Origin of the sequence: Nocardia bovistercoris (assembly GCF_015674855.1) — a bacterium.
Taxonomy (GTDB): Bacteria; Actinomycetota; Actinomycetes; order Mycobacteriales; family Mycobacteriaceae; genus Nocardia; species Nocardia bovistercoris.
Genome location: NZ_JADMLG010000004.1, coordinates 249,857 through 268,737, shown reverse-complemented (window position 1 = coordinate 268,737; position 18,881 = coordinate 249,857). Strand labels below are relative to the sequence as shown.

The following is an 18,881-nucleotide window of genomic DNA, read 5'->3' as shown; positions in this document are numbered from 1 at the left end:
GAGCCTCACCCGGCGGCGATGGTCGTGATCAGCGTGCGATTGGCGCTGGTCACGGTGGTGATCAACTGAGTGAAGGTGGTCGCCTGCGAACCCGGCATCTGCTGGGTCAACTTGACCCGCCACTGTGGCTCGCCTGCCGCCGCCTCCGTGCGCGTGATCTCCACGCAATAGAGGGTGCCCAACGGGATCTGATTGATGCCGCGCTGAATCTGCTCGGCGGGCGGAACCGCGGAATCCTCCGCCACCACCGCCCGCGCCGCGAACCCCGAACGCTGCACGTAATAGGCGCGCTCGAACGCGAGAATCGCCGAAGGACCGTCCGTGGTGCCGCCCGGATCGGTGCCCGACACGATATCCGGCGTGCGCCGCTGCTCACATCCAGGAGTCGCGATGACGGCAGGCTCCCCCGACTTCGACGGCGGCGACTGCACAGACGGCGCCACCCTTGACGGAACCGCGGCCGTCGGCCGTTTCTGATTGTCCGAACCGCTCATCGCGATGATCACCACCGCGACCAGCGCCACCACGATGCCGACACCCACCAGCGCGCCGACCATCCGATTCTGCCCGCCGCCCGAATCCGAGGCGCTCGCGTTGCGCGGCCGACGCAGACCGAGACCGGGATTGCCGCCCGTCCGGTCCACGATCGAAGGCACCCGCACCGGCTCATCGGGAACGTCCTCGTCCTCCTCGACCACCTGCGTCGACCGCAACGGACGCACCTGCGCCTGCACCGGTTCCGGAACGGTCCGCTCCGCGCGAGGGTACTGCTCGAGCCACTGCTCCCAGCGACCCGAATGCTCGCTCTCCCCCGCCGCATCCGACAGCGGCGGATCCAGCATCGGAAACAGTTGCACCGGAGGAAGATCCACCCTCGGTTCCGCTCGGTCGGCGGAGTCATCGGCCGAATCCACGCTCCCGGCTGGCGCGTCACTCGCCGCCCACGCGGCCTGCTTGTCGAAGAAGGAGGCGTCCGAGTCCGTGGACGGCGGAATCGAACCGTCGTCGGACCACCACGGCGAGATCTCGTCCCGGTCCCGCCCCGACCGCTGGTCGTGATCGAATCCTGAACTCGCCGAGGAGTATTCGACGTGCTCCGAATCGTCGGTGTCGGCCGGTCGACCGTTCTCGCTCCACGGCGCGAAGTCGGTCAGCTCGTGCCGGGATTCCGAATCCTCTTGCGACCAAAGCGGTTCGCGTCCCGACGGCTCACCGTCACTGGACGGCCCATGGTCCCACCGCGAGTCCACGTCGTCCGACGGTTCACCGCTCGACCGAGATTCACCGTCACCCGACCCGCCGTTCCACCGCGACTCACCGTTCGACCCCGGCGCACTCGCACCTGCCGCACCGTCCCACCGGGACTCACCATCATCCGGCGTCCCGTCGTCCGATTGCGGCGCACCATCGCCTGAAGACTCACCGGCCCGACGCGACTCACCGTCCTCCGGCGACTCACCGGCCCACTGCGACTCCTTGTCACGCCACCGCTCATCACCGTCGTCCAACGCCACCCGGTCACCTCCGTCACGCCCCCGCACCGACTCCTCGACCGTCCCTATCGGCTCATCGTCATCGCGCGACTCGACTTCCCGCGACGGCACACCGCCGGCGTCGGAGGGCGTCGCCACACTCACGTTGGACAGCGGAACGGACTCGTCGTCGGATATCGATGAACTGTCACCACCACGCCCGGGTTCGCTCTCATGCGACGGCGATCCGTCGTCCGGCGACGATGTCCCCTCCGACACCTGTCGCGACGACGAATCCTCCTCGCCCCGCGATGTCACCGATTCCCCGACGTCCTCGGAACCCGGCAGAACTTGCTCCCCGACGAGTGACGGCGATTCGGCCTCACTCCTCGGCAGTTCAGCTTCTTCCACCTCGACCCCAGCATGCATCGCCGCGGATAGACCCGTTCGCGACACCGGAACCTCGGCCGCGGACCGCGGCAATGCCTCATCGGCGTTCGACAGGGCTACCGACTCGAGCGATGCAACATCGTTCGAGAATGCCGGCGCATCCGTAGGCGGCGACGCATCTGTCTGCGACGCTGCGACATCGGAAGACGAAAGCTCGGTTCCCTCCTCGGCGCCGGACGCTGGCACATCGTCGCTCTCGCTCGCTTCGAACGGCAGATCGCGATCATGAAGATCCCTGCCGTGCGCGTGCCGATCGGAGACCTGACGGCCGTCTTCTGACGGCGGCGTGTTCTCGCTCGCCCGAGACGGAGTGGAGGCGTTCTCGGTCTCCGTATCCGAGTCATCCGGTGGTGGTATCGCCGCGGTCGCGGTTCGTACGGGGGCAGACTCCTCCGGGTCAACGGCGGGCGTTGCCGAGGCGAGGTTCTCCATGTCGCGTGCGGAGATCTTGTCCGCCGGAGCCAGGTCCGAGTCGGCCTGCGAGACGAATTCGGGCGCAGGCTCTGACATCCGCCGCACCTCGAGCGATGGCTTCTCCCCATCGAGATCCGGGGACCGCGACAGTGTGAATCCGTCAGCTGGGGTCATTTCATCGGCCGATGTCACCTCACCGGGCGGTGTTGCTCCACCAAGCACTACCGCTTCATGGGTTGGTTCACTGGTCAGGATCGCTGAATCGTCGTCGGGCCACGCAGATCCCCGCACCGCGTCCGGGTCGACAGGCGAAGCGTCAACGCGCAGTGCCTTCGGCTCAGCGGCGGTCGTCTGTGGGTCGGCGGTCGCATCGAGCGCGGACACCGAAGACGAATCCGAACTACCCGAATCCGAAGGCCGCGCTACCTGTCCCGACACCGTATCCGGGTCGACAGGCAAAACATCGATGCTCGCTGTCGGCGCCCCGTCGACGGTCACCTGAGGGTCGGAAGTTACTTCGAGCGCGGACACCGGAGACGAATCCGGATCACCCGAATCCGAAGGCCGCACTGCCGATCCCGATACCCTGTCCGGGTCGACAGGCAAAGCGTCCGCGCTCGCTGTCGGCACCTCGCCGACGGTCACCTGTCGATCGGAAATCCCATCGAGCGCAGACACCGAAGAGGAATCCGAACTACCCGAATTCGGAGGCTGCACTGCCGATCCCGACACCCTGTCCGGATCGGTAGAAGCGTCGACACTCGGCGTCGACACCCCATCGACGGTCACCTGTCGATCGGAAGCCACATCGAGCGCGGATGGCAGAGGCGAATCCGAACTGCCCGCATCCGGCGACCGCACTGCCGGCCCCGACACCGTGTCCAGGTCGACAGGCAAAACGTCAGTACTCGAAGTCGACACCTCGCCAACGGTCACCTGTCGATCGGAAATCCCATCGAGCGCAGACGCCGGAGACGAATCCGAACTGCCCGCATCCGGCGACCGCACTGCCGGCCCCGACACCGTGTCCAGGTCGACAGGCAGAGTGTCGGTGCTTGCTGTCGGCATCTCGCCGACGGTCACCTGCCGGTCGGAAATCGCATCGAGCGCAGACGCCGGAGACGAATCCGAATTACCCGAATCCGGCGACCGCACTGCCGGTCCCGACACCGTGTCCAGGTCGACAGGCAAAACGTCGGTACCCGGCGGCGACACCTCGCCGACGATCACCTGCCGGTCGGAAGTCCCGTCGAGCTCGGATACCGAACCGTCTCGATCCTGTACTGGCTGAACGGCATTCGGCGGTTCGGAGGTGCCGATGGCGACCTGATCGGACGGTTCGCTCTCCCCGTCGGGTGGCGCATCCGCCCCGGTTCCCACCGAGGGCAGCTCGTTGGACCGCATCCACGACGGCCACAGTTCGCTGCTAGCCGTCGGTCCGATATCGGCGGGCTGCGCCGCTGCCGGGTCCGTTCGCCGCGATGACGGCTCGCGAGCGGCATCCCGCCCGAATTCGGATTCCTCGGCCTCGGGAGATGTCTCGTCCCGCGCATCACACAGCGACTCGCTCGCATCGATCCACGGCGGCAGAACGATATCGCCGGTTGTCGACTGCCGTGATCCGGTGGTGGTCGGCGCCGTGGACGACGCCGCACCGTCGTGCGATCCACCCTGTTCACCGGCGCCTCCCGGCACTCGTTGCCCGGCGTCCGCTTCGGAAGCGTCGGACCACAACGCGGGTACCGGCGTCCACTGACCGTCGTCCGGCGAGGTCGCGCTCCGGTCGGCCCCGCCGCGCGCCGCCGCCCATCCGCCCGCACCGTCGGTGGACAGCTCGAATTCGGCTGCGACGGAACGCCCCCGGTAGTGCCGCGCGCCCGTGGAATCGGTCCAGCCCGTCCCATCGTCGACTTCGTCGACCGCCCGCCACGAGCCGTCGACCATCTCGTCGTCGAAGTAGGCTTCGTCGTCCCACCAGTCGTCCGCATCGATCGCGGCGATGTCCCGATCGGCGGGCGGGTCGTCCGCGCGGAAGGACGATTCACGAACGGACCTGTCGAAATCGGAATCGAACGGCAGTCGTATCGACCCGGTGGAGGATTCGACATCGATCGCGGGAAAGACATCGGTAGGCGGCTCGTCGTCATCGACACCACTCGTCGCGGGCTCGGTGGAATCCGCAGAAGTCCCATCGGAGCGCGCCATCGCGGCGGTGCGAGCCTGCGTGTCACCCCTCCGCATGAAAGCACCACTCGGCCATTCGAACACGTCGGTATCCGCCTCATCCGCCGTCGACCCCGATCCGGCAGTCGCAGCCGTCGGCGAAGGCCGAGCAGTCCCGTGCCGAAGCCCCGAGTCAGGCCAAGCGGCCGAACCGGGCGAAGTGGCGGAGTCAGGTTCGTTTTTCGAGCCGGGCCCGGCAACCGAGCTGGGCCCGGTAACAGAACCGGGTGCAGCAACCGAACCGGACACGGCAACGGAGCCTGGCGAAATCGCTGAGCCAGGCGCGTTATCCGAGCCAGGCCCGGCAATCGAGCCGGATGCGACACCCGAGCCAGGTGCGGCAACCGAGCCGCGCGCCGTCACCGAGCCAGGCGCAGTAACTGAACCAGGTGCAATATCTGGGTCAGGAGCGACAGCAAAACTAGGCCCGGTAACCAAGCCAGACGCAACATCCGAGCCAGACGCGACAGCTGAGCCCGACTCAGCAACCGAACCAGACGCGGCAACCGAACCAGGCGAGGTCGCTACGCCCCGTGCGATATCCGAGCCCGGCGCAGCAACCGAACCAGACGCGACAGCCGAACCAGACGCATTATCCGAGCCAGGCGCATTATCCGAACCAGGTGCGGTAGCCAGCTCGGATGCGGTAGCCGAACCAGACGCGGCAACTGAGCCTGGCGAGGTCGCTGCGCCCGGCGCGATATCCGAGCCCGGCGTGGCAACCGAGCTATACGCGACCTCCGAGCCAGGCGCAGTGGCCGAACCGGGCGCGATATCCGAGCCACGCGTATCGGCAGAGCCTGGTGCGCGGCCCGAACCACGCGAGGTAGCCCTGCCCCACGCGGCTACCGAACCAGGCGGGGCAGCCGAGCCTGACACGACGGCCGACTCAGGCACGACATCCGAACCGGACGCAACATCCGAGCCAGACGCAGTATCCGAGCTGGACACGGTGGCCGAACCACGCGGGACAACCGAATCGGACGCAACATCCGAACCACACGCATCCGCTGAACCCGGTGCCAGACCCGAACCACGCGAAATAGCCCTGCCACGCGCGGCCACCGAACCAGGCGGGGCAGCCGAGCCTGACACGACGGCCGAGTCAGGCACGACATCCGAACCGGACGCAGTATCCGAGCTGGACACGGTGGCCGAACCACGCGGGACAACCGAACTGGACGCAACATCCGAACCACGCGCATCCGCTGAACCCGGTGCCAGACCCGAACCACGCGAAATAGCCCTGCCCCGGGCGGCCATCGAACCGGGTGGGGCAGCCGAGCCTGGCACGATATCCGAACCGGACGTGACATCCGAGCCAGAAGCTGTATCCGAGCTGGACAGGGTTGCTGAACCCGGCGCGACGACCGAATCGGACGCAACATCCGAGCCACGCATATCGGCTGAGCCTGGTGCCAGACCTGAACCACGCGAAATAGCCGTGCCCCCCGCGGCCATCGAACCGGGTGGGGCAGCCGAGTCAGGCGCGACGGCCGGGCCGGGCGCAATGGCCGAGCCGGGCGCGACGGCCGAGCCGGGCGCGACGGCCGAGCTGGAAGCGGTAACCCGGCGCGATGGGGAATCGTCGCCCGAAGGGGTTCGCGATTCGGGACCGCTCGGACCGGACCTCGGCATCCTGGCGTCGGGCCTTGTCGAAGGCATCGGCGTGACCGACTCGTCGGTAGGCGGCAGGTCCCGATCGGGCGGCTCGCCGATCATGAACGGCGTGTCCCGCTCGTCGCCCGACGCACGCACGGGAGCAGTGGTGTCCGATCGCTCTGCGAACGATTGCGATGTAGGCGTATCCCGCTGCACCGCAGAGGTTTTCGATTCCGGCGCACCATCAGTTCGGGCGATCTCCCCCAACGGCGACTCGGGCAGGCTGAAAGGCATATCCACCACGTCGGCACGTGATGCCTGGGCGGCATCGCGCCGAGCTTCCCGCTCGATCTCCTCCGCAACCCCACGTCGCGCCGCCTTCGCGGCTTCCGTATCCGTCTCACGCCGGGCAGCGCTCTCTCCGCCCGCACGCTCCCCGGCGGCGCGCCGATCCACCTCGCGCTGCGTCGCCTTCGCTGACGCCGCGCCCCGATTCACCTCTTCGGTCCCCGCACGTCGGGTTGTCTTCTCCCCCGCCGCGAGTGGACCTGCGTTCGGCTGCCGATCGGGATCGGTGTCGGGGCGTGCGCGTTTGCGTGGTGGAGGCGGCTGGTTCGGATTCGGGGTGCGGGGGGTGCGCAGCGGTGGGGGCGCCACGACCGCGGGGGACGGGCGTGGGATGTCGGCGGTGAACTCGTCGGGGCGCGGTTGGACGCGACGAGGGGAGCTCCGCTTGCGCTTCGGTTTTCGCGCGGGTTGGCGGAGCATGGGCAGGCCCGTGTCGAACGGGTTCTGCTGCCCTTGTTGTCCGGAATCAGACGAAGTCATCGCCGAAATCGCCGATGACCGCCGCGGGTACGGTGACCGGCTCGAGGTCGATGCCCGCGGGCACCGTCACACCGAGCTGGCCGTCACGCGGTTTGTGCTCCTGATCCTGCGCTCCCCCTTGCGGCGGCATCGCGACACCGCCGGTGGCGGGGCCGTGCTGCGTGGGTTCGGGTACGGCGGCGCGCGGCACCGAAGCGCCGCTGCCGCCCGATCCGCCGCCGGTGGACGGCGGGACGCTCGCGCCACCGCTGAAGGGCGGCTGCGGCATCGGCGCCGGTTTCGGGTCGACCGGGGTCGGGTCGTTCTGGGAGGAGGACGGCGAATGGCCGTTGCGGCTGCCGCCGGGCGAGGACTGTCCGGTGCCGCCGAAATCGAACTGCCCGCCACCGGGTTTGGAGCCCGCGCCGTTGGTGTTGCCGTCGCCGGTGGTGCTGCCTGGGTGGATGAGTTCGGGGATCGCCTTGTCGATGACCTTGTCCACGGAGGCCGCGACGGTGTCCATGGCGTGGGTGCCGACCTCGACGAACTTGTCGATGAGGTGGGTGCCGATGTCGACGCCCGCGGTGATCGCCGCGGTGCCGACCTGCACGCCCGCCGAGATCAACTGCTGCTGCAACTGGAATTGCGCGGCGAGCACCGGATCGAGCTGTTGTCCGTTGGCGACGGGCACGCTCGCGCCCGGCGTGTACTGGACGGGTCCGTCGGTCGAGCTCGGGTAGCTCGTTCGGCCGGTGCCGCCGGGGTCGAGGGCGGCAGGCGAGGACACGGTGAGCGGGCCCATCGCGTCGAGGCGCCGGGTGTGGTCGTTCATCTCCGAGCGGGTGGACTCGACGGTGTCGATGGCGTCGCGCAGGGCTTGCGCGCCGCGTTCGATCACCGCGTCGGTGTCCGGCGACGCGGTGGCCACGCCGAGGATGCGGCGGGCGTCGCGGCGGAAGTCGGCGATGATCTCGTCGACCTTCTGCGCGCCGCGCGAGGATGTGGTCTGCGCGTCGGAGAGCACCTCGAGGTAGGCCGGTCCGCGGTCGGAGATCTCGCCGAGTTCGGTCTGCGTGGTGCGCAGCGAGGGCACGGCGAGGTCGGCGGCGTTGGAACTCCACGTCGATTCGAGGGCGTAGAGGCCCTGGCGATGCGGTTCCTCGGTGTCGGCGGCGCGGTTCGAGGCCGCCGACAGCGCGGCGGTGACTGTCTCGTCGGGTGTGCCGACGCCGGTGCCGAGGGAGGCGCGCAGGCTCAGGATCGGTTCGAGCAGCGCGGCCACGATGGGCGGGTCGACATTGGGGTCGAGGGATCGGGCGGAGGTGGCGTCCTGGGAGTTGCCGCTCCTGCGAAGCCTTTTCACAATTGCTCCCCTGTCTTGCCAAGCGCGCCCGCGGTGCCCGCGTCGACGTCCTGGGCGGCGGCGCTGTAATCACGCAGCACCTGCCCGTAGGCCGCGACGAGTTGCCCCGCGGTCGACAGCGCCTGGGAGTGTTCGGCGACGGCGGCGGTGAATCGCGCCGCGAATTCGGCGCCGACCAACCCCAGATCGGTGGCCAGCCGCTCGGTGTGCACGGCTTCGGCCGCGACCGCCGCGGCCGAGGCGAGCTGTTGCGACACGGTATCCGCCGTCGTGGTGTAGGCGGTCATCGCCGCCGGGTCGAGCTTCAGCGCGTCCATTGTTCCCCCTCACGGAAACCCAATAATTCGATGTCGCGGCATGATTCGACACAGCGAGAGTACCCGTGCCGACCCCCATCGCGCTTCCGTTCTCCCGACACCGCTCCGGTTTTCCCAGCTCGACCGGCGCGGTTTCGGCGCGACACGAGTGCGTCACCGTGCGCGCCGACGGTGCGCGGCGGCCGTGCGGTACGGCGGGCGTCGAGGTCAGTCGAGTACGGAGGACGCTCGCGTGAGCGCGGCGAGATATTGCGCACAGCCAGGACCGTGGCCCGCGTGTTCGGACAGCACGAACGAGACCCGTGCGAAATCCATGACCGATGGCTGACTGTCGCAGTCCCGATGCTCGTTCGCCCACTGTTCGTGGGCATTCGACTGGTACACGGCGGTACCTCCCTTCGCGTGCACACCGCCGCCGAGGTCGAGGTGTCGCCGTGCCCGGCGTCGGGGTGTTCTCCGAGTGTGACGGCGCGCACGGCCGGGCAACAGGGCGAAAAGGTGTGGAATAGGCTAAGTGTGGGTAATACAACTGCTTCGCACCGATACGTCACCGTCTTCGTGAGGCGCGGATCTCGTTGTCGCCGACGACTTCTCGCGGCCGACGGCTTCTCGGGGCCGCGAGGTTCTCGGAGCCGCGAGCGATTCCAGCCGTGACCAATTTCTCAGGACCGCGCGCACACCGTTCGCGCCGCGAGGCGATCGGCGAGGGCGGTGAGCGTATCGGAACAACCCGCGTCGACGGTCAGAGCGGCCAGCTCGTCGGCCCGGGTGCGACCGCGATTCACGATCGCGACCGGCTTCCCGTTCCTCGCGCAGTGCCGGGCGAAGCGCAGACCCGACATCACGGTGAGCGACGACCCCGCGACCAGCAACAGATCGGCCGCGTCGACCAGCGCGAAGGCTTCGGCGACCCGTGCGCGCGGCACGTTCTCCCCGAAGTACACGATGTCGGGTTTGAGCAGCCCCCCGCAGGATTCGCAGTCGACCATGCGGAAGTCGGCGGTGTCGTCGACGATCGCGTCGGCGTCCGGAGCGACCTCGACGCCGGTGACCGCGACGCGCGTGCCGAATCCGGGATTGGCGGCCTCGAGCCGGTCGGCCAGCGACATGCGGGATACCAGCGCGGCGCAGTTCAGGCAACGCACCCGCGCGTAACTTCCGTGCAGGTCGAGGACGCGGCGGTGGCCTGCTTTGGTGTGCAACAGGTCGACGTTCTGGGTGATGAGTCCGGTGACGACGCCCATGCGTTCCAGCCGCGCCAGCGCGCGGTGTCCCGGATTGGGTCGCGCGGCGTCCATATGCCGCCAGCCGATGTGGTTGCGCGCCCAGTACCGCTGCCGGAAGACCGGGTCGCCGACGAACTGCTGATAGGTCATCGGGGTGCGCGGCGGCGAGTCGGGGCCTCGATAGTCGGGGATGCCGCTGTCGGTGGACAGGCCGGCGCCGGTGAGCACGGCGACCCGACGCCCGTCGACCAGCGCGAACAGCCGCGCGATATCAGGTTCCGCCATCTCCGACATGGTTTCAGGGTACGGCGCTGAATCACGCGCGCGTGGCGGCGCTCACATCGACCGCACACCTTGCGCAACCATGCCCATTCCAACCGGTACGAATTGAGCATTGTGCGCAACATCAACAGCCAAGGTTGCACACATAGCGCCACGGTAACAGGATGGATGACAAATAGTGCTCAACTAGCCGAGGACCCCACCGGGCCCGAGGCGGATGGGTGGTTTCGCATGACCGAGCTCGCCGATCGCGAACTGATTCGAACCCCCTACGACCTGGCCGACCGCTACCGCGTCGGCTCCGGCCCCGTCGTTCTGACCGGCGTGCAGGCGATCGCGCGCCAACTCGTGGAACAGCATGTGCGCGATCTGCGCGCCGGACACCGCGTCGGCACCTTCGTCTCCGGATACCAGGGCAGTCCACTCGGCGGCGTCGACCGGATGCTGGCCGCGATGCCCGAGGTGCTCTCCGAACACGACATCGCCTTCGTCCCCGGACTCAACGAGGAACTGGCCGCGACCTCGGTGTGGGGCAGCCAAGCCGAACTGCCCGCCGAATCCGCGACCCACGACGGCGTGGTCGGCGTCTGGTACGGCAAGGGCCCAGGACTCGACCGCGCCACCGACGCGCTACGCCACGCCGCCATCTACGGCGTGCATCCGCGCGGCGGCGTACTGCTGCTCGTCGGTGACGATCCCGCCTCGAAGTCGTCGACGGTCCCCGCGGTGAGCGAGCGTTCGCTGGCGGCGATGAACATTCCGGTGCTGTTCCCCCGCAATGCCCGCGAGATCATCACGCTGGGTCTGCACGGGGTGGCGCTGTCACGGGTCAGCGGCTGCCCCGTCGCGCTGAAGATCGTGGCCGATGTGGCCGACGGCGCGTGGACCGTCGACTCCTCGGTATCCGACATCGATATCGTGGTCCCCGAGATCGACTGGGAGGGAAGACCGTTCACGTACCGTCAGCGTCCGATGGCGGCGCCGGTGGACAGCGTGATCGCCGAGGCCGACCTCTACGGCCCGCGCTGGCGCCTCGTCCAGGCATACGGCGAACGCAACGAAGTCGACGTGGTCGAGGTCGACCCGCCGGGCGCGACCATCGGGATCGCCGCCGCGGGAACCACCTTCGACGCCGTCCGCCAAGCCCTGCTCGACCTCGGCGCGGACGACGCCGCACTGCGGCAGGCGGGCGTTCGACTGCTCCGCATCGGCATGCCCTTCCCCCTGACGCCCCGCCGGATCAGGGATTTCGCCGCCGGACTCGAACGGCTGATCGTCGTCGAGGACAAGACGGCATTCATCGAGACGCAGATCCGCGACATCCTCTACGGTGTCGCGTCACCGCCGCGGATCCTCGGCAAATCCGATGCCGAGGGCAGGCCGCTGTTCCCGAAAGCAGGCGAACTCGACACCGGGCGCGTCGTCGGTCCGCTGCGCCGCGCGCTCGGCGACGCGCTGGAGACGAAACGTCCGCTGCCACCGCCGCTGCCGTTGGCCGCGCTGTCGGCCAAGCGCACCGCCTACTTCTGCAGCGGCTGCCCGCACAACCGGTCGACCGCCGTACCGGAGGGTTCGCTCGCGGGGGGCGGCATCGGCTGCCACACCCTGGTCACCATGTCAGGGCGCACCGACAGCGCGGTGCTCGGCCTCACCCAGATGGGCGGGGAAGGCGCGCAGTGGATCGGGCAGGCGCCGTTCACGCGGATACCGCACCTGTTCCAGAACATCGGCGACGGAACGTATTTCCACTCCGGGCAGTTGGCGGTGCAGGCGTGCGTCGCGGCCGGGGTGAACATCACCTTCAAACTCCTGTACAACGACGTCGTCGCGATGACCGGCGCGCAGGACGCCGAAGGCGCGCTCGCGGTGCCCGCGCTCACCCGCAAACTCACCGTCGAGGGCGTCGCGCGGATCGTGGTGTGCGCCGACGACCCGTCGCGCTACCGCAAACGCGACCTGGCCGCGGGCACCGTGCTGTGGCATCGCGACCGACTCGACGAAGCCCAGCGCATGCTGCGCGAGATACCCGGCGTCACCGTGCTGATCTACGACCAGCACTGCGCCGCCGACGCGCGCCGCCGACGCAAGCGCGGCACCCTGCCGGTCCGCCGCACCAGGGTGGTCGTCAACGAGGCCGTCTGCGAGGGCTGCGGCGACTGCGGGGTCAAGAGCAACTGCCTGTCGGTGCAGCCCGTCGACACCGAGTTCGGGCCGAAGACCCGCATCGACCAGACCTCGTGCAACACCGACTACAGCTGCCTGGACGGCGACTGCCCGTCCTTCGTCACCGTCGAACTGCCCGAATCGGGCGCGACGACCCGACGCGCGGCGCCCCGCTCCCCCGCGCCGCCCGTACTGCCCGAACCCGATCGGCCCGCGCCCGCGCGGACGCAGAACGTGTTCCTCGCCGGAATCGGCGGCACCGGCATCGTCACGGTGAATCAGGTGCTCGCCACGGCGGCGCTGCGCGCGGGGTACGAGGTCGCGAGCCTCGACCAGACCGGGCTGAGCCAGAAGGCAGGCCCCGTCGTCTCCCACCTGCGGTTCGCGGCGGGACCGCTGGAACCGACGCACCGGCTGACACCGGGCTCGGCCGACTGCCTGATCGCCTTCGACCTGCTCGTCGCCACCGACAACCGCAACCTCGGCTACGGGTCGGCGCACCGCACCCTCGCGGTCGCCTCGACCAGCCGGACGCCGACCGGTGACATGGTCTACGACCGCGACATCGCCTACCCGGACACCGACGACCTGCTGGCCAGACTCGACGGCGTCGCGCACACCCTGCGCTCCTTCGACGCGCTCGCCGCCGCCGACACCCTGTTCGGCAATACGGCCGCCGCGAATTTCCTACTCGTCGGCGCCGCACTGCAACTCGGCGGTCTGCGGCTGCCCGCCGCCGCGGTCGAGGAGGCCATCGAGATCAACGGCGTCGCGGTGGCCGCCAATATCGCCGCGTTCCGGTGGGGTCGCGCCGCGGTGGCGCGGCCGAAGGAATTCGCCGCGGCGACCACCCGGCCGGGCCGCGGGCACACCGAGATTCCCGTGCCCGCCGACCTGTTCGCCGACTTCGACGCGACCGGCGAAACCCGCCGCAGGGTCGAGGTGCGCGCCCGCGAACTGATCGGCTTCCAAGGGGTGCGAACGGCCCGTGCCTACCTCGACACCGTCGACCGGGTGCACCGCGCCGAACGCGCCGTCACCGACCGCACCGAGTTCAGCGCGGCGGTGGCCTCGGGGCTCTACAAGTTCACCGCCTACAAGGACGAATACGAGGTCGCCCGCCGCTTGGTCGACCCCGATTTCCTCGCCGAGGTGGCCGAGCAGGTGCCCGGCGGCGAACGACTCACCTACCGCCTGCACCCGCCGTTCCTGCGCGCGCTCGGCCTGCGCCACAAGGTCGGCATCACCCCGCGCGGCCATATCGCGCTGCGCATCCTGGCGAAAGGCAAGAAGCTGCGCGGCACCGCCTTCGACCCCTTCGGCCACACCCACGTCCGCCGGGTGGAACGGGCGCTTCTCGCCCACTACACCGGGATGGTGCTCGCGCTCGCCGAGGAACTCGACGCCGAGGGATACGACCGCGCGGTGCGCGCGGCGAACCTGCCCGATGTGGTGCGCGGCTACGAACAGATCAAACTGGCCGCCGTATCCCGCTATTGCGACGATCTCCGCGAGCTCGGGATCGATCCGCCGCCCCTCTGAGCAGGTTCGCCGCACGGACAGCCGCCGGCTCGGCGTCAGCGGCAGATGGCGGCGACGGCGGAGTTCAGCACGGCGAGTCCTCGGGTGAGTTCGTCGTCGGTGATGGTCAGCGGCGGTAGGAGTTTGACGACTTCGTCCTCGGAGCCGGAGGTTTCCACCAGCAGTCCGTTCTCGAAGGCGAGGCGGCAGACCTTGGCGGCGCGCGAGGCGTCCTCGAAGACGAGGCCGCGCACGAGTCCGCGTCCGCGCGTGGAGAGTCCGGCGTGGCCGCTCGCGAGGTCGGCCAGCGCCGCGCGCACCCGCTCCCCCTTGGCCAGGGTCGCGGCCTGCAGCGCGCCGTCGGACCAGTAGTGCTCGAGGGCGACCCGCGCGGTGACGAAGGCGGCGTTGTTGCCGCGGAAGGTGCCGTTGTGTTCGCCGGGCGCCCACTGGTCGAGGTCGGGGCGCAGCAGCACGAGCGCCATCGGGAGGCCGTATCCACTGATCGACTTGGACAGGGTCACGATGTCGGGGGTGATGCCCGCGGTCTCGAAGGAGAAGAACGGCCCGGTCCGGCCGCAGCCCATCTGCACGTCGTCGACGATCAGCAGGATGCCTCGGGTGGCGCACACTTCGGCGAGTTCGCGCAGCCACCGGTCGCGCGCGACATTGACCCCGCCCTCGCCCTGGACGGTCTCGACGATCACCGCCGCGGGTTTGTCCAGGCCGGAGGAGCTGTCGTCGAGCGCGCGGCGCATCCAGCGCAGTTCGCTCTCGTCACCTAGGTAGCCGTCGTAGGGCATGGGCGCGACGTGCGTCAGCGGCACCCCTGCCCCGGCGCGCTTGGCGGCGTTCCCGGTGACCGCCAGCGCGCCGAGCGACATGCCGTGGAAGGCGTTGGTGAAATTGAGCACGATTTGCCTGCCGGTCACCTTGCGCGCGAGTTTCAGGGCCGCTTCGACCGCGTTGGCTCCGGTGGGGCCGGGGAATTGCACCTTGTAGTCGAGTCCGCGCGGGAGCAGGACCAGATCGCGCAGGGTCTCGAGCAGCCTGCGTTTGGCCACGGTCGACATATCGAGTCCGTGCGTGATGCCGTCGCCCGCGAGGTATTCCAGCAGCGCGCGTTTGAGCACCGGATTGTTGTGTCCGTAGTTCAAGGAACCTGCACCGGCGAAGAAATCCAGGTATTCGCGTCCGTGTTCGTCGCGCAGCACGCTGCCGGTGGCGGTGTCGAACACGGTCGGCCAGGATCGGCAGTAGCCGCGAACATTCGATTCGAGTGCTTCGAAAACGCTCGGCTCGACCACGGTCATCGGTATCCTTCCGGTCGCGCGAATGCGACGCTGCCCACTTCGCACGGCGGGATCGACCAATGTGAAGTGATTGCGTTTCTAACACTGTGATGTGGTCCGCGTGGCACTTTTCACCGAATCGACCGGAATCCTCCCGCCGAACTCGGTGCGCCACTAAAGTTGACTCCTTGTGCACGGCAGTGGGGGAGAGGCGAGGCGTCCGAACGCGGCCGCACGGGCATGGCGAACCACCCGCGTCTACCGCCGCCTCGCCATCGCGGGCTTCCGACGCCAGACCCAATACCTGGCCGCCATGCTGGCCGGACTCTTCACCAACTGCGTCTTCGGCCTCGTCCGCGCCGCCGTCATGCTCGCCGCCGTGCGCGCCGCGGGCGACTTCGGCGGCTACGACGAAGGCTCCATCGGCGCCTACGTGTGGCTGTCGCAGGCGCTGCTCGGCGCGACGCAGTTCATGGGACCGCCACTGGAATTGGTGGACCGCGTCAAGAACGGCGACATCGCCATCGACTTCCTGCGCCCGATCGACATCCAACTCGGTTATCTGTCCGCCGATCTCGGCCGCGCCGCCTGCACCCTGATCCCGCGCGGGATACCGAGTGTCGTCTTCGGTTATCTCACCTTCGGACTGGAACTACCGAACACCGCGAGCCCCTATCTTCTCGGGGCGCTCGCGCTGTTACTCGCGGTGGCGCTGTCGTTCCTGTCGTTATTCGCGGTCGGCCTGATCGGGTTCTGGGTGGTGGAAACCCGTGGCATCCGAGTGCTTTACCAGATTTGCGGCACGTTTCTGGCCGGGCTGTTCGTGCCGGTGCATATGTTCCCGGACTGGCTGCGCGCCCTCGCGCACGCCACACCGTTTCCCTCGATCCTGCAGGCCCCGATCGATGTTCTCTCCGGTCGCGTCCTCGGGCTCGACGCGCTGACGATCGTTGCCACACAGGCGATATGGGTCGTGCTGATCGGCATAGCGGGCCGGATGCTGCTGGCGGCGGGGCGCCGCAGGCTGGAGGTACAGGGTGGCTGACCTACCCCTACCCGCGGGGACCTGGCTCACCCCCTACGTCGCGGTGCTGCGTTCGCGGATGCGCGCCCAGCGGGCCTACCGATTATCCTTCGCCAGTGAGGTTTTCAGCGCCTTCCTGATCGGTCTCGTCGAATTCGCCGAAGTCTGGGTCATCTTCCACAAGGTGAAGGTGCTCGGTGGTCTCGACCTCGAGGGCGCCCTGCTGCTGTTCGGGCTGAGCAACACCACCTTCGCCCTCGCGCAGGTGGTGGCGGGCCACCTCGACACCCTGCCGAACATGATCCGCATGGGCACCCTCGACGCCTTCCACCTGCGCCCGCAACCGCTGCTGCTGCAACTGATCACCAGCGACATCTCGCTGCGCCGCTTCGCCCGCGCCGCCGTCGCCATCGCGGTGCTCGGAATCGGCCTCGCCCGCAACGACATCGCGTGGAGCCCGGCCACCTTCGCGCTGCTCACCATCACCCTGATCGGCGGCATCGCACTGTTCACCGGACTGTTCGTCGCCGCAGCGGGCTTGCAGTTCTTCCTGATCGACGGCGCGGAACTGACCAACAGCTTCACCTACGGCGGCTCCTTCGCCGCGATGCAGCCCGCCTCGGTCTTCCCTACGCCGCTGAAAATTCTGTTCGGACTGGCCATTCCGGTCTCGTTCACCGCGTACCTGCCCACCATCGCACTGCTCGGGCTGCCCGGCCCACCGCTGTTGCCGTCCTGGCTGGCCTGGTTGACCCCGGTTGCCACGCTGTGGGTCTGGGCACTCGCACTCTGTCTGTGGCGCACGGGCACTCGGCACTATCAGGGAGGCGGCGGATAAGCGTGGCGGCCAGTGACTTATCGGACGCGATCATCGACATCCACGATCTGACGCGACAATTCACGCTCTACCGAGGCACCGGGAGCCGATGGCGCCGCAAGCGCGACGTCATCACCGCGGTGGACCGGATGACCTTCCGAATCGAACGCGGCGAAGCAGTCGGCTACATCGGCGCCAACGGCGCGGGCAAATCGACCACGATCAAAATGCTCACCGGCATCCTGGTGCCGACCTCGGGGACGGTGCGCACCTGCGGACTCGAACCGGTGCGCCAGCGGCGTCGGCTCGCCTCCCGCATCGGCGTCGTCTTCGGGCAGCGCTCCCAACTGTGGTGGGACCTGCCGTTGCGCGAATCGTTCTCGATCCTGGCGGCGATCCACCGCCTGGAGCCCGACATCACCCGAAAGCGCACCTACGAACTGGTCGAACAACTGGAGATGGCCGAGACCCTGGACACCCCGGTCCGGCAGTTGTCGCTCGGGCAGCGCATGCGCGCCGAGGTCGCCGCCGCGCTGCTGCACTCCCCGGAACTGGTGATCCTCGACGAGCCGACCATCGGACTCGACGTGCTCTCCAAACAGCGGCTGCGCGAATTCCTGCGCGCCGAACGCGTCGACCGCGGCACGACCCTGCTGCTCACCACCCACGACATGGGCGATATCGAACGGCTCTGCGATCGGGTGCTCGTCGTCGACCACGGCCGCCTCGTCTACGACGGTTCCCTGCCCGGCCTCGGCGCGACGGTGGGCGCGCGGCGGGTGCTCGTGGTGGATCTGGCCGAGCCGACCCCCGATCTGACCGATCTGCCGTGCGCCGCGCAATTCCTGGCCAGCGAAGGCGACGGCATGCGGCAGCGATTGGCATTCGACGCCGAACAGACGACCGCAGCGCGACTACTCGCGGCGGTGTCCGACCGCGCCGTCGTGCGCGATCTGTCCATCGAAGAGCCCGAAATCGAGGACGTCGTCCGTCGCATATACGAATCCGCCCGTTGAATTGTTCAACGGGCGGATCGCTGTCCGGGTCGAGCCGATGTCCGGCGGGAGAATTTCAGGGCTCGCGAGGTCCCTGGTCGAGCCGGAAGGGCGGATATTCGTCACGCAGCAGTCCGGCGTACGCCGACACCCGCAGCATCCACCGATTCGCCCCGACGGAGAAATCGAACAGCCCCTTCGGATAAGCGCCGGTGAAAAGTAGCGCGACCACCGCGATGAGCGCGAGCACCGCGAGCAGCGACGGCCACGACACCGCGTAGTCCTCCGACACGTAGTTGTAGCCGCCGACGAACACCATGACCACCAGGTAGTGCGGAATCGCCAACAACCACGACTTGACCAGCACGAGTCCGCGATGCAGCCGCTCCGGGTAGTCGACCTCGAGGTCGGCGGGATAGTCGGGATCGGCCCCGAGTCGGAACGGCGGGTACTTGTCGGTGCCCAGCGGCGACCACGCGTAGAAGCCGACCCGCCAACCCCACCGCAGCACCCCGACCGAATAGTCGAACAGCCCGCGCGGATAGCGGCCCGTGAACAAGATCGCGAAGAACGCGATCACCGTGACCACGATCCATCCGATGTGCAGGAAGAACAGCACGATGTAATGTGGGATGGCCAACAACCATTTCACCAGCCACAGCCACCTGGACAATCCAGGATCCAGGTCTCCGCGGACGCGGATCGGATTCACGGGGGCGGCGGGCTTGTCGAGTTCCATTTCCATGATCGACGCTCCTTTCGAGCTTCGATGCGGCGGCGAGCCGTTTATGCGATACCGAAATTGTCCCGTAACGGGCGAACGCCGCGACCACGATCCGATACCGACACGCCAACGAATTCGTGGTCCGCGCACGGCGAATTCCTCGTCGTGTCATGGAAATGCGGACGGCTC

The 18,881-nt window shown here is 68.4% G+C and carries 11 protein-coding genes; 4 read left to right on the top strand and 7 right to left on the bottom strand.

Features of this window, described 5'->3' with window-relative positions:
* Window positions 1-5: 5 nt before the first annotated feature.
* The 5 genes from IT779_RS12285 to IT779_RS12265 all read right to left on the bottom strand — a co-directional run bounded on the left by IT779_RS12285 (window position 6) and on the right by IT779_RS12265 (window position 10,168).
* Window positions 6-4,604, bottom strand: coding sequence for a hypothetical protein (locus IT779_RS12285; RefSeq protein ID WP_196149391.1), 4,599 nt, complete (start codon window positions 4,602-4,604; stop codon window positions 6-8).
* 2,371 nt (window positions 4,605-6,975) lie between these two features.
* Entirely contained in the window at window positions 6,976-8,331 is a 1,356-nt protein-coding gene (locus tag IT779_RS12280) for a hypothetical protein (RefSeq protein WP_332838765.1), read from the bottom strand.
* Window positions 8,328-8,648 carry a hypothetical protein gene (locus IT779_RS12275; RefSeq protein WP_196149390.1) on the bottom strand — a complete coding sequence of 107 codons (321 nt, stop codon included), beginning with the start codon at window positions 8,646-8,648 and terminating at the stop codon, window positions 8,328-8,330. Before IT779_RS12275 ends, IT779_RS12280 begins: the two co-directional genes overlap by 4 nt.
* A 207-nt stretch (window positions 8,649-8,855) precedes the next feature.
* Window positions 8,856-9,032 (bottom strand): hypothetical protein, encoded by a 177-nt coding sequence (locus tag IT779_RS12270; protein ID WP_196149689.1) that lies wholly within the window; start codon window positions 9,030-9,032, stop codon window positions 8,856-8,858.
* Window positions 9,033-9,310: 278 nt separating this feature from the next.
* Window positions 9,311-10,168 carry an NAD-dependent protein deacetylase gene (locus IT779_RS12265; protein WP_196149389.1) on the bottom strand — a complete coding sequence of 286 codons (858 nt, stop codon included), beginning with the start codon at window positions 10,166-10,168 and terminating at the stop codon, window positions 9,311-9,313.
* Window positions 10,169-10,387: 219 nt separating this feature from the next.
* On the opposite strand from IT779_RS12265, the gene IT779_RS12260 reads away from it, so the two are divergent.
* Entirely contained in the window at window positions 10,388-13,861 is a 3,474-nt protein-coding gene (locus IT779_RS12260; protein ID WP_196149388.1) for an indolepyruvate ferredoxin oxidoreductase family protein, read from the top strand.
* A gap of 35 nt (window positions 13,862-13,896) precedes the next feature.
* On the opposite strand, the gene ectB is transcribed toward IT779_RS12260, so the two are convergent.
* A complete protein-coding gene (ectB, locus tag IT779_RS12255; RefSeq protein WP_196149387.1) occupies window positions 13,897-15,153 on the bottom strand; it encodes a diaminobutyrate--2-oxoglutarate transaminase in 1,257 nt (418 codons plus the stop codon).
* 169 nt (window positions 15,154-15,322) lie between these two features.
* On the opposite strand from ectB, the gene IT779_RS12250 reads away from it, so the two are divergent.
* From IT779_RS12250 to IT779_RS12240, 3 genes are all read left to right on the top strand, one after another.
* Entirely contained in the window at window positions 15,323-16,177 is an 855-nt protein-coding gene (locus IT779_RS12250) for an ABC transporter permease (protein WP_332838764.1), read from the top strand.
* Complete coding sequence (locus tag IT779_RS12245) at window positions 16,170-16,994, top strand: ABC transporter permease (protein ID WP_332838763.1); 825 nt, start codon at window positions 16,170-16,172, stop codon at window positions 16,992-16,994. Before IT779_RS12250 ends, IT779_RS12245 begins: the two co-directional genes overlap by 8 nt.
* A 128-nt stretch (window positions 16,995-17,122) precedes the next feature.
* Complete coding sequence (locus tag IT779_RS12240; protein WP_232541714.1) at window positions 17,123-17,989, top strand: ABC transporter ATP-binding protein; 867 nt, start codon at window positions 17,123-17,125, stop codon at window positions 17,987-17,989.
* A 55-nt stretch (window positions 17,990-18,044) separates the two neighbouring features.
* Here the strand turns inward: IT779_RS12240 and IT779_RS12235 are convergent, their stop codons facing one another.
* Window positions 18,045-18,713, bottom strand: a complete 669-nt coding sequence (locus IT779_RS12235; protein ID WP_232541667.1) for a DUF4389 domain-containing protein — start codon at window positions 18,711-18,713, stop codon at window positions 18,045-18,047.
* Window positions 18,714-18,881: the final 168 nt, after the last annotated feature.